The sequence below is a fragment of the Parageobacillus caldoxylosilyticus genome (assembly GCF_019272935.1).
GTDB lineage: Bacteria > Bacillota > Bacilli > Bacillales > Anoxybacillaceae > Saccharococcus > Saccharococcus caldoxylosilyticus.
Map to the genome: position 1 here is coordinate 1,053,248 of NZ_CP040553.1, position 12,423 is coordinate 1,065,670.

Annotated in this window: 11 protein-coding genes; 2 read left to right on the forward strand and 9 right to left on the reverse strand. The window is 46.7% G+C overall.

Translation table 11 applies throughout. The features are described from left to right. Window positions 1-136: 136 nt before the first annotated feature. Window positions 137-1,003, forward strand: a complete 867-nt coding sequence (gene dat / locus BV455_RS05345) for a D-amino-acid transaminase (protein WP_218687823.1) — start codon at window positions 137-139, stop codon at window positions 1,001-1,003. 30 nt (window positions 1,004-1,033) lie between these two features. Here dat and BV455_RS05350 read toward each other — a convergent pair whose 3' ends face one another. The 5 genes from BV455_RS05350 to BV455_RS05370 form a co-directional block, all read right to left on the reverse strand. Further along, window positions 1,034-1,828, reverse strand: coding sequence for an ABC transporter ATP-binding protein (locus tag BV455_RS05350; RefSeq protein ID WP_218687824.1), 795 nt, complete (start codon window positions 1,826-1,828; stop codon window positions 1,034-1,036). Then, a complete protein-coding gene (locus BV455_RS05355) occupies window positions 1,794-2,798 on the reverse strand; it encodes an ABC transporter permease (protein WP_017436481.1) in 1,005 nt (334 codons plus the stop codon). The genes BV455_RS05350 and BV455_RS05355 overlap by 35 nt, the downstream gene beginning before the upstream one ends. Window positions 2,799-2,855: 57 nt before the next feature. Further along, entirely contained in the window at window positions 2,856-3,851 is a 996-nt protein-coding gene (locus tag BV455_RS05360; protein ID WP_042408629.1) for an ABC transporter substrate-binding protein, read from the reverse strand. Window positions 3,852-3,985: 134 nt separating this feature from the next. Continuing rightward, window positions 3,986-5,530 carry a fatty acid--CoA ligase family protein gene (locus BV455_RS05365; protein WP_218687825.1) on the reverse strand — a complete coding sequence of 515 codons (1,545 nt, stop codon included), beginning with the start codon at window positions 5,528-5,530 and terminating at the stop codon, window positions 3,986-3,988. Window positions 5,531-5,690: 160 nt separating this feature from the next. Beyond that, on the reverse strand, window positions 5,691-6,434 hold the full coding sequence (locus BV455_RS05370) for an MBL fold metallo-hydrolase (RefSeq protein ID WP_042408626.1): 744 nt from the start codon (window positions 6,432-6,434) through the stop codon (window positions 5,691-5,693). A gap of 150 nt (window positions 6,435-6,584) precedes the next feature. On the opposite strand from BV455_RS05370, the gene yhfH reads away from it, so the two are divergent. Then, complete coding sequence (gene yhfH, locus BV455_RS05375; protein ID WP_017436738.1) at window positions 6,585-6,722, forward strand: protein YhfH; 138 nt, start codon at window positions 6,585-6,587, stop codon at window positions 6,720-6,722. Between the two features lie 168 nt (window positions 6,723-6,890). On the opposite strand, the gene BV455_RS05380 is transcribed toward yhfH, so the two are convergent. From BV455_RS05380 to hemH, 4 genes are all read right to left on the reverse strand, one after another. Continuing rightward, window positions 6,891-9,293, reverse strand: coding sequence for a YhgE/Pip domain-containing protein (locus tag BV455_RS05380; RefSeq protein WP_218687826.1), 2,403 nt, complete (start codon window positions 9,291-9,293; stop codon window positions 6,891-6,893). A 70-nt stretch (window positions 9,294-9,363) separates the two neighbouring features. Beyond that, a complete protein-coding gene (locus BV455_RS05385) occupies window positions 9,364-9,936 on the reverse strand; it encodes a TetR/AcrR family transcriptional regulator (protein WP_017436740.1) in 573 nt (190 codons plus the stop codon). Window positions 9,937-10,034: 98 nt separating this feature from the next. Next, entirely contained in the window at window positions 10,035-11,459 is a 1,425-nt protein-coding gene (gene hemY, locus BV455_RS05390; RefSeq protein WP_218687827.1) for a protoporphyrinogen oxidase, read from the reverse strand. 18 nt (window positions 11,460-11,477) lie between these two features. Then, entirely contained in the window at window positions 11,478-12,410 is a 933-nt protein-coding gene (gene hemH, locus BV455_RS05395; protein ID WP_218687828.1) for a ferrochelatase, read from the reverse strand. Between the last annotated feature and the right edge of the window lie 13 nt (window positions 12,411-12,423).

Here is a 12,423-nt window from a genome sequence, read left to right on the forward strand (position 1 = left end):
GCTTTATGTAATATTATCTAAAAATTGTTTATTTTTCGCAATGACCAATTCATCGTGCTTCGACCGGAATATTTTTATTCGTGATATACTGAAAATAAATAAAATTTTATACCGATGAAAAAAGGAGCTGAAACCGATGACCTTAAAACCATATGTACTAACCGAAAAACAATTTCTCCCCTACCACGAAGTAACCTATCCAATGGAAGAGCGGGGATTGCAGTTTGGTGATGGTATTTACGAAGTCACACGCATCTATCAAGGAATGTACTTTTTGCTCGAGGAGCATATCGACCGCCTATATCGTTCCGCCGCGTCGATTCGCCTTTCTGTTCCTTTTGACAAAGATGTGCTGATGGAAAAACTCGAACAGCTGCGGGAAATAAACGACGTCAAAGAAGATGCGATTCTCTATCTTCAGGTGACAAGGGGGAGCTTCCCGCGCAACCACGCGTTTCCGACCGAGAATCGTTCGAATTTGTACGCCTATATTCGGGAAATGCCAAGAAAAATCAATGAAATCGAACAAGGCGTGCGGGCGATTTTGACAAAAGATGTCCGCTGGGAATATTGCTACATCAAAAGTTTAAACTTGCTGCCAAACGTGCTTGCCAAACAGGAAGCCGTGGAGCGAAAAGCGTTTGAAGCCATCTTTCACCGCGACGGCATCATTACCGAAGGCAGCTCTTCGAACATTTTTCTAGTCAAAGATGGAAACATATACACCCATCCGGCGACAGAGCGCATTTTAAACGGCATTGTCCGCATGAAAGTAAAGCAATTTTGCAGCGCGCTTGGCATTCCGTTTGTAGAAAAAGCGTTTTCTATTAACGATATCGCTGAAGCAGAAGAAATGTTTCTCACCAGCACCACGTCATCTATTATTCCGATTATTCAAGTGGAAGATCAAATAATTGGTGATGGCAAGCCGGGAGAGCTGACGAGAAAGCTGCAGGCCGCCTATGAAAAAGCGGCGGGGCTTGCCGTTAAAAGCGGAAAATAATAAAGCGGGGGCAATTCCCCGCTTTATCTATTATCCTAGCACGGCGCGGTCGCTGGCGAATTGGCTGCCGCGGATGCGCTGAAACTCCTGCAGCAGCCGCTCAACCGTCAATGCTTGTTTTTCCTTGCCGCTTGCTTCGAAAATAATTTGTCCGCGGTCCATCATAATGAGACGATTGCCGAGGCGGAGTGCCTGCTCCATATTATGCGTTACCATCAGCGTCGTCAGCTGATATTTTTCAACAATTTCTTTCGTCAGCTCGGTAACGAGCGCGGCGCGCGCCGGGTCCAGCGCGGCAGTATGCTCATCCAAAAGCAGCAAATCCGGCTTCGTAAACGTCGCCATTAACAGCGACAGCGCCTGCCGCTCCCCGCCGGACAGCATCCCGACTTTGGCATTCAACCGATTTTCCAGCCCCAAGTGGAGTGTCTTTAATGTCTCGCGGAAAAAGTTACGCTTTTGTTTTGTGACGCCGAATTTTAACGTGCGCCGCTTCGTGCGATTGTAAGCAAGCGCCAAGTTTTCCTCGATGGTCATATGCGGCGCTGTGCCGGCAAGCGGGTCTTGAAATACGCGGCCGATATAGCGGGCGCGTTCATGCTCCTTCATGGCTGTGACATCTTTGCCATTGATCCGCACCACACCCGTATCAGGAAACAGTCGTCCGGAAATAATGTTCATCATCGTTGATTTTCCGGCGCCGTTGCTGCCGATAATCGTAACGAAATCTCCGGGGGCAAGCGTTAAATTAATCGTTTGCAGCGCTACTTTCTCATCTACAGTTCCCTCATTAAATACTTTCGTAATCTGTTTGAGCTCCAGCAACGTGCTCCCCCCTCGCTTGTTCTTCCATTTTCCGCTTTTTCCGCCGTTTTTCTTTGTGCATAGCAGCAATGTTTGGAACGATCAAAGCAATCATGACAATAACAGCAGTGATGAGCTTCACATCTCCCGTTTCCAAAAACTGCACCCGCAGTGCAAGCGCCAAAATGATGCGGTAGACGATCGCGCCGCCGATGACCGCCAATGTAGCGCGCACAATCGAGCGCGTGCCAAACAGCGCTTCCCCAATAATGACCGAGGCTAGTCCGATGACGATCATCCCGATTCCCATGCCGACGTCGCTAAATCCGCCATATTGGGCGACAAGCGCCCCGGAAAAGGCGACGAGCGCGTTCGATAACCCGAGACCAAAAATGATGAGCCAATCGGTATTGGCTGAAAAGCTCGATACCATCGGCTGATTGTCTCCGGTCGCGCGCAGCGCCAGCCCGATTTCCGTTTTCAATAACAGGTCAAGCAGCAGCTTGACGACGACAGCAAGCAGCGCCATCGTGATGAATATCGCCCATGTTCGCGGCTGAAATCCCGAAAAAGCAATGACGCTGTTCAACACATTGTCTATCCCTGTTTTTTTCCACGCCTCCGTGATGATCGTCATGACCGTTTCCTGCTGTAAAAGCGGTACGTTCGAGCGTCCCATAATGCGCAGATTAATAGAATAAAGAGCAATCATCATTAATATGCCCGATAATAATGGATTAATTTTTCCCTTTGTATGCAACAACCCGGTAACCGCCCCGGCGATAAATCCCGCGCCCAATGCGGCGGCGGAAGCAAAAAATGGATTCGTTCCGTTAATAATGAGTACAGCAGCGACAGCCGCTCCTGTGACAAAGCTGCCATCCACCGTTAAATCAGGAAAATCTAAAATTCGAAATGATAAATAGACGCCAAGCGCCATAATCGCATAGATGAATCCTGCTTCCATAGCACTAAAAATCGCTGTTAACATGCATATCCCCACCTTTTTGAAACATATCCCTCCTTGATGCCAAGGAGGGATATGTGTTTATTCCGTATATTCGGCAATCGAATCCCATTCCGGGTTCAGTTCGATGCCCATGTCTTTCGCCGCCTTTTTGTTAATCAACAGCTTTAATTTTTTTGGATATTGTACTGGCAAATCAGCCGGTTTTTTGCCGTCTTTTAAAATCTTTACGGCCATTTCCCCAGCTTGATAGCCAATGTCGTAATAATCAAACCCGTAAGCGGCAAAGCCGCCGCGCTTCACCGAATCCAATTCGCCAACAAACAATGGAATATCGTGATCGCTCGCCACTTGAATGATCGACTCGAGCGCAGAGACAACCGTATTATCGGTAATGATATAAATACAGTCTACTTTTCCGACAAGCGATTCGGCTGCCTGTTTTACTTCCGCAGACGTCGATACAGAAACGGGAACAATTTGCAAATCCGTGCCTTTGATCGCTTTTTTGACGACATCAACTTGAGCGACGGAGTTTTGCTCCCCAGCGTTATAAACCATGCCAATGCGATTGCCGTTTATATACTTATCGATGAATTGCACCGTTTTTGGAATCGCATCCGGATGCGTATCGGTCGTCCCCGTTACATTGCCGCCCGGCTTTTCCATCGATTGCACGAGCTGTGCTCCGATTGGATCGGTAACCGAAGTGAACACGATCGGAATATCTTTCGTTGCATTGAGTGCGGCTTGGGCACTTGGCGTTGAATTGGCAAAAATTAAATCCACGCCATCCGATACGAAGTTATTCGCAATCGTCTGATTGTTATTCATGTCTCCCTGCGCGATTTGCACATCATAGGAAACGGACAACCCTTTGTCTTTCAGCGCTTGTTTAAAACCTTTGAAAGCCGCATCCAGCGAAGGATGCTCAACGATTTGCGTCACGCCGATATGGTACGTTTTCTTTTCTGCTCTCCCTTTGTTTTCACTCGTTTCTTTTGCTCCGCAGCCACTCAGAAGCAAAAAGCTTGCCGAGCATAACATCGCCAAACGCTGAATCCTTTTTTTCATCATCCCATCCCCTTGTCGCTTTATTGCTTTTTAGCTTTTATACTTTTTGGCTTTTATGCATTAAATTATATAAATTTATGATTCTATTTTCAATAATATTATTTAAAAAAAAAGAAAGTACTGAAAACTCGGTAATTTCACGAATGGGATGAAATTAACCGTTCTTTTAGAACGCGTCGCAAAATTTTTCCAGTCGCATTTTTCGGAAGCTCGTCTAAAAACTCGATTGAACTAGGAACTTTATATTTGGCAAGATGCTGATGGCAATACTCGATCAATGCCGTTTCCGTTAATTGCGGGTTTTTCGAAACGACAAACCCTTTTACCGCTTCGCCGTAATCGGGATCCGGCACGCCAACGACCGCTGCTTCGACCACATCCGGATGGCTGTACAGCACTTCTTCTACTTCCCGGGGATAAACGTTATAGCCACCGACAATAATCATTTCTTTTTTGCGATCAACAATATAAAAATATCCTTCCTCATCCATTCTCGCTAAATCCCCGGTGTGGAGCCAGCCGTCGCGGAGCGCATTGGCAGTTTCTTCCGGCATTTTATAGTAGCCTTTCATCACGTTTGGACCACGGACAACCAGTTCGCCGACTTCCCCTACCGGCACTTCCTCGCCAAATTCGTTGACCACTTTGCTTTCCACGTTCATAATGCTTGTCCCAATCGAACCTGGTTTGCGCGGACGATCGAGCGGATTAAAGCATGCAACCGGCGATGCTTCCGATAGGCCGTAGCCTTCCGAGACAATGACTTTGAATTTTTGCTCGAAATTTTTTAACAGCGCGACCGGCATCGATGAGCCGCCGGAAATGCAGAGGCGCAATGTGCGGAAATCTTCCGCGCTTCCTCCCTGATATTGATATAGAAAATTATACATTGTCGGCACGCCGACAAAAATGGTCGCTTGTTGTTCGCGGGCAATTTGAAAAATTTTCGCCGGACTAAATTTTGGAACGATGAGGACGGTTCCGCCGTTCATCAGCGGCGCATTCAAGGCCACCGTCAAACAAAATACATGGAACATCGGCAAAGTCGCAATCACGCGGTCGTTTTCATTAATTTTTAAGTAATTGGCAATATCCTGGGCATTGCTATATAAATTTTTATGCGTCAGCATCGCTCCTTTTGGCTTTCCGGTCGTTCCCGACGTGTACAAAATCACGGCGACATCGTCATCTTGCAGCTCCGGACCTTGAAAATGCACATCGCCGGATTGCAGGATGTCTGTAAACGATTTCATTTGTTCCGGCAACGAAATCCCTTTTTCCTTTCCTTGTGGCGTCCTGCAAATGATCACATGTTTGAGAAGCGGCAGGCGTTCTTGCGCTTGGGCGAACAGCGGAACGAGCAAGTCGAGCGCGATGACCGCTTTAACATCCCCATTCAGTAAAATATATCCGATTTCATCCGGCGTATAAATCGGATTGATCGGAATGACCGTCGCCCCCAACCGCAACGCTCCGTAAAAACTGATGACGAACTGCGGCGAATTTCCAAGCAGCAGCGCAATATGGTCGCCTTGGCGGATCCCCATGTTATATAATCCGCTGGCGAATTTAGAAATGGCGGCATTCAGTTCCCCGTATGTACTGCGTTCCCCTTCAAATACATACGCTGGTTTGTCAGACAGCTTCTGTGCTACTTCTGCCAATCGTGACGATAAATTCATAAATCGCCCTCCCCCAAAATAATGAATGAATTATCATTCATTTTATAATTAAAAAAATTCTAACTAGACTAATTATAAAAAAAATAAAAAGGGAGAGCAAGAAAAAGCTTGCTCTCCTGCAAAAGCTCCAAATGGCATCGTTAAACCGAGAATAGAATTGTCAACTCAATTCGTGTTCCCACACAAGACCTGTTTTCGCCAGCTGTATTTTTCCAGAAAATTGCTGTCTGGCTTCTTCGACAAGCTGCGCATGATCGCCAAAATGCGGCAAATGAGTGAGCCACAGTTCCGCTACACCGGCATCGCAGGCAATGGAGGCCGCCTCCTCGCTTGTCATATGGCCAGCGGGTGCGGCGTTTTGTCCGGCGTAAAAGTTGCATTCGCAAATAAGCAAATCAGCATTTTTTGCAAACGGCGCAAATTCCGGCAAATAGCTGGAGTCCGCTGTATACACGACCGTTTCTTCTCCTGCTGTAATCCGCATCGCATAACAAGTCACCGGGTGCACGGTTTTCATAAACGTGATATGAAACGGTCCCACTTGAAGCGGCTCTTCCGGATGATAAGCGATTCCTTTCGTTATCCCTTCGTGTGTTAAACGGGCAAATTCTCCTTGATCATATGGATGGCCGTAAATCGGCAGCACAGGCAAATCCATGCCGAGATTTTTCTTAATGAGGCGCCCATATTGCAACGGGCCGATATCGGCAACATGATCATGATGATAGTGAGAGACGACGACGGCATCCAGTTTTTCTACCGGCACGTAATTTTGCAGTTTGGACAAGACGCCGCTTCCACAGTCAACGAGCAACCGAAAATCGTCGTGTTCAAACAAATAACCGGATGTTGCTTCATTGGCTGCCGGAAATCCTCCCCAATAGCCGATGACGGTAACTTTCATACCTCTCCTCCTTTATGTATTCCTTTTTTCCCATCATACACCAATTTCATTCGTTTTGCATCTTTGTTGAAATTTGTTTTAAAACAGTTATTGACAAAGTGTTTTCTGTTATAATACAATACAAGTAACAAAACAACGGAGGCGATCAAAATGTTGGTGAAAGTGTTAGAATTTTTCAAAAATCTACCACCAAAAAAATGCGTGCAATGCGGTAAAGAAATTGAAGAGCAACATGAGTGCTATGGAAACACATGCCCTGATTGTCTTAATGTCACTTGCCATCAATAAATAATGAAAGCTGTCATCAACCCTTTCGTCACGGATGCCAATAAACTGTACTTCCAACATATCGATCCCCAACTGCAGGAAGATTATTCTTTCTGCCAGCTGCTTGAAAAGATGCTTCTAACCAAAGAGGCATCTTTATTTTTTTTTGCAAAAAAGGCTCCTAAAGCATTAAGCTTCAGGAGCTTCCGTTCTGTTCTGTGACAAGGCATAAAACTGGCGTTGATGCTGAACGGTAAAGTATACCATCGTTCCGATGACAGAAATGGCGATAAATAAAGCCAAAATCGCTGCATTGCGCCACATAAAGGCGAAATCGCCAGTAGAGATGACCGCTTTAAATCCGAGTATGGAGTACGTCATCGGCAGCCAATCGTTAAAATGCTGCAGCGTTTTCGGAATGAGTTCAAGCGGGAACGTGCCTGCGCTTGTTGTCAGTTGCAAAATCAGGATCACAACCGCAATCAATCGTCCCGGATCACCAAGCAATGTCACAAGGAGTTGGACTATAGAAATAAACGTAATGCTTGTGATGATCGTAAATAGAATAAATTTGGCAACGCTTTGTACATGGATACCGAGCGCACCAAGCAATACCGCATCCGCTAACAGCGACTGAAGGATGCCGATGACGACTAAAATGCCGAACTTGCTGAAAAACCAGCTGATTCCCGATTTTGGCACAGCGGCCGGTTCGCGCAACGGAAATACGATCGATAAAAAAAGCGCGCCGACATACAATCCTAAAGATAGGAAATATGGCGTAATGCCTGTTCCATAGTTTGGCACATGATGGATTTTTTCCTTTTCTTTTTTCACCGGATCGGCAAACATGTTATATACATCATCATTAGCTTTTACACTGTTCGCTTTTTTCGCACCGTCTTTTAACTTGTCAGCCAATTCCTTCGAACCATGGTCCAACTTGTTCATGCCGTTCACCAGTTGGTCGGAACCGTTGGACAGTTTATCGATTCCTGCCGACAAGGCTGAAGCGCCGTTGTCGAGTTCAGTCATGCCGCTTGCCAGCTGTCCCGAGCCAGCGGCAAGCTGATTCGTGCCATCTGTCAATTTCCCGGACCCCTTCGCAAGCTGATGCAGGCCGGACGACAATTCGCTGCTTCCAGCGGCAAGCTGATCTACCCCTGTTTTTCCTTCCGCTAATTTTTCACCAAACGTCGTCAATCCTTGCACTACTTTTGCCTGTCCGGCCACAAGCGCATCGGCGCCGCTTGCCAATTGCTGCTGGCCGGCCAAAAGTTTTCCTACTCCCGCATTCAACGCCAGCTGTCCCTGATGAAGCCCAGCGGCCCCATCGGCAAGCCGGTCCGCGCCAGTTTTTAATGCAATGGCGCTATTGGTAAGTTCATTTATTCCACCGGCAACTTGCTTGCTACCTTCCACAAGCGGCAGCAAATTCTGTTTCACCGTTTGCAATAACGCTTTTTCTTTCGGGTCTGTCGTTTTGGAGATCAACCCATCTAGTTGTGCCACTGCTTCTTCTAGCCCTTGGCTTACTTGCGCTGCTCCTGCTTTTGTTTGATCCGCTCCTTGCTTCCATTGTTCCATGGACGATGCAAGCTGGGCGGCTCCTTCATGTAATTTCTGTGACCCATCCGTTAATTGCGGCATTTTTTCTTTCATTTGTTTCATTCCATTCAGCGATTGATGTAAACCGCCGGATAACTGTTGCGCTCCCGTTTCGACTTGTTTCGCTCCCGCCAGCAATCGCGAATGGCCGTCTTGCATTTTCGCAAATCCGCCTTGCAATTGCTGAAGCCCGGCGTTAAGCCGATCGGCGCCGGCGCTCGCCGATTGCAGCCCGTTTTCAAACGTCAGCGAATTTTCTGCAAGCAGTTTTAAGTTTTTATATAGTTCTGCAGCGCCGTTTTTCGCTGTATGCGCACCTTCCTTTAATTTACTGCTCCCGTCTTTGGCAGAGTGAAGACCGGTTTGCAGCGCTGCTCCCCCGTCTTTTGCCTGCTTCACGCCATCATGCAGCTGATTGGCGCCACCGCTCGCTTGCTCGATCCCTTTCGCCATTGCTTTCATGCTGTCCAACATTGTTTCCGCATATGTTTTCGTAACGTTTTTAGCGACTTCTTCTTTAATTTTTTCTATCGCTGAATCGCCAATTTGCGCTGCTAAAAAGTTAAATCCTTCGTTTGGCATATAAATAAGCTTCATCGGTTTCGGCTGTTTGTCTTGCAATGTCGTTGCATTTTCGGAGAAGTTTTCCGGTATGATGACTGCCATGTAATATTTTTGGTCGTTCAAGCCTTTTTTTGCTTCTTTCTCGGACACAAACCGCCAGCCGAATTTTTTATTTGCTTTTAAATTGTTCACTAACTCGTCTCCAAGTTTTAGTGTTTTACCATTGAATTCTGCACCCTTGTCATTGTTGACAACGGCCACTGGCAATCGGTCCAAATGACCGTATGGATCCCAAAATGCCCATAGAAACATGCCGCTGTATAAGAGCGGGATGAACAAAATGGCGATGATAGGAATGAGCATTTTTCGATTGCGGACGATAGCCTGTACTTCTTGCCATAATAACGAAATGCCCCTCATTGTTCTCCTCCTTTGTACAAATGACCATTTTGTTCATTTAGTCATTTTTGATAAAAAAGAGAAGGATTATCTAATTGGACAATCCTTTCAGAAAATAAAGTTCAAATAATTCCGCGATTTTTTCCTTTGACAGCGGCTCATGATCTTTTTCCCAGTCGACAATCAGGGCGATATACGCTTTTAACATTAAAAACGCGGTAATTTCTGAATCGCATTGACGGATTTCACCCTTGCGGATCGCCATATCGATTTTTTCACGAATAAAGTCAATAATCGCCCGGTCTAGTTTTTTCAACACTTCTTGGACTGCGGACGTCCCAATGCTCCGCACTTCTTGCAGCAGCTTGGCTGTTAATTGGTGCTGCTGGCGAAACTCCAAAATGCGGTATAAAGCGCGGTGGACGTTTTCCGAAAAAGGAAGATGAGGATCCATCGCCTGCTTCGCCGATTCTTTTATTTCAACAATCAACGAAGAAATAATTTCATCCAACAAATCTTCCTTGTTTTTAAAAAACGTGTAAATCGTTCCTTTCCCAACATTGGCGAGCTTGGCGATCTGTTCCATCGTTGTCGCCTTGTAGCCAAACTGGGAAAACGATTGTGCCGCCGCTTCGATAATTTGCCGTTTTCGATCGATTGTCATCTTCCTCATCCTTCGGAAATTGACTAAATGGACGATTTGGTCATTTCGTATTAATTCTAGCATATGAGCCGTAAAAAAGAAAGAGGTTAACGCTATTTTTAGTTAACCTCGGCAAATTTTTTCTTATCGATGCGCAAATAATCCAGCACGTCTTGAACGGCTTTTTCTCCTTGATTGATGCAGTCCGGCAACCCTAATCCTTCGTAGGAGCTTCCCGCTAAAAACACGCCAGGAAGTTCTGCAGCCATCTGTTCTTTTATTTTCGCCAGCCGTTCTTTATGGCCGACCGTATACTGCGGCATCGCATGTTTCCAGCGGGAAATGACAAAAAACTCCGGATGCCCGCTAATGCGCATAACTTTATTTAAATCATCCATCACAACGCGTATAATTTCATCATCGGATTGCTCGACGATTTCCTCATCGCCCGGACGGCCGACATAACAGCGCAGCAACGCTTTCCCTGGCGGTGCGGTATGCGGCCATTTTTTATGCGTCCACGTGCAGGCGGTAATCGTATAATCGTTGCGGCGGGAAACGACAAAGCCTGTTCCATCAATATCTTGTTTAATGACGTTTTCCGAAAAGGCGAGCGCGACGGTCGCCACCGATGTGGATGGCACCGACCGGAATGGCGCAAAAAAGGAGTAATCGGCAAATATTTCTGGCACAAATGAATGCGGTATTGCAACGATGACGCTGTCCGCTTTCCATTCCTCGCCAGTGCTTAAACGCAGCCGGTATTCCGCTCCGTCCCGCTTCACCTGTTCTACCCGCACTCCTTTTGCCACACTGCCTGTTTCCAACCGTTTCTCTACTTCGTCCACCAATGATTGCAATCCGGTTTTTAACGTTTGAAACGCACCTTTCCGCTCTTTTTGCACTTTTGGGGTAGTTCGTTTCGCACCGAGCACCAGGCTGCCATGCTGCTGCTCTACTTGAAAGAACTGCGGAAATGTCGACATTAAGCTCATTTGGTCAATATCACCGGCATAAATGCCGGACAGCAGCGGCTCGATTAAATTATCCACGACTTCATCGCCAAGACGACGGCGGAAAAATTGGCCTAACGATAAATCTCCTTCCGCTTTCGTTGGCGGCAAAATAAAATCGAAGGCGGCACGCAGTTTCCCTAGCGGCGAGAACAGTCTCGTCGTAATAAATGGACCGATCCGGGTTGGAATTCCCATGACGGAACCGCCCGGTATCGGATATAATTTGCCGTTTGCTAAAATGTATGATTTTCCCGTCGCATTATGGACGATTTCGTCTTCTAGACCGACCTCATGTACAAGTCGGGAAACGCTTGTTTTTCGCGCCAAAAAGGAATCGGGGCCACGCTCAATAACAAACCCATCACGGATCACCGTTTGCACTTTTCCGCCTAAGCGATGCGTCGCCTCAATCAGTTTGCATTCTATCGGAAGCTGCTGCTCTTTCACCGCTTTTTGCAAATAATAAGCAGCAGCAATGCCTGTAATGCCCCCTCCGATAATCACTACCGTACGTTTTTCGTCACTCACTGTCCATCGCCTTCTTTATCAAAATTTGATCCGTTTTAATACAACAGTCGCTAACGCGTCGATAAATTTCGGATTCGCATTTGGCATTTCCGGCCGATAGTATTTCGCGCCGATTTCCTCTGTCACCTGCTTACATTCGATATCATTATCATACAGCACTTCTAAATGATCGGCGACAAAACCGACCGGAGCATAGACAAACGAGGTGTACCCTTTTTCTTTATGCAGCTGTCTCGTCAAATCTTGCACATCCGGCCCCAGCCAAGGTTCCGGTGTATTGCCGGCGCTTTGCCAGCCGACTGCATAGTGCTTCACACCTGCTTTTTCGGCGATCTGTCTCGCTGTTTCTTCCAGCTGTTTTGGATACGGATCGCCGGCGGCGATAATTTTTTCCGGAAGGCTGTGCGCCGATACAATGAGCACCGCTTTTTCCCGTTCTTCTTCCGGCATCGAGGCAAACACTTTTTTTACGTTTTCCGCCCAATAGTCAATAAATTTCGGCTCATCATACCAGCTGTCAATCGGATAAATGACCGGTCCTCCTAACTTTTCCGCCTCCGCTTTTGCCCTCTCGTTGTACGATTGAATGCTGAAGGTGGAAAAATGCGGAGCAAGGACGATGCTTACCGCTTCCTTGATTCCGTCTTCGTACATCTTTCTTACTGCATCCTCTACAAACGGTTCGATATGCTTTAATCCTAAGTACATGCGGAACTCCACATCGTCTTGCATTTCATTGAGCCGACGTTCCAGCTGTTTTGCTTGTTCGAGCGTAATTTTGGCCAACGGCGAAATGCCGCCAATCGCTTTATAGCGCTGCTTTAAATCTTCAAGCAGCTCATCGGAAGGTTTTCTCCCATGGCGAATGTGCGTATAGTACCGCTCAATATCCTCTTCTTTGTACGGAGTTCCGTATGCCATTACTAATAATCCCATTTGTTTTCTTGCCATACTTTCTCACCTC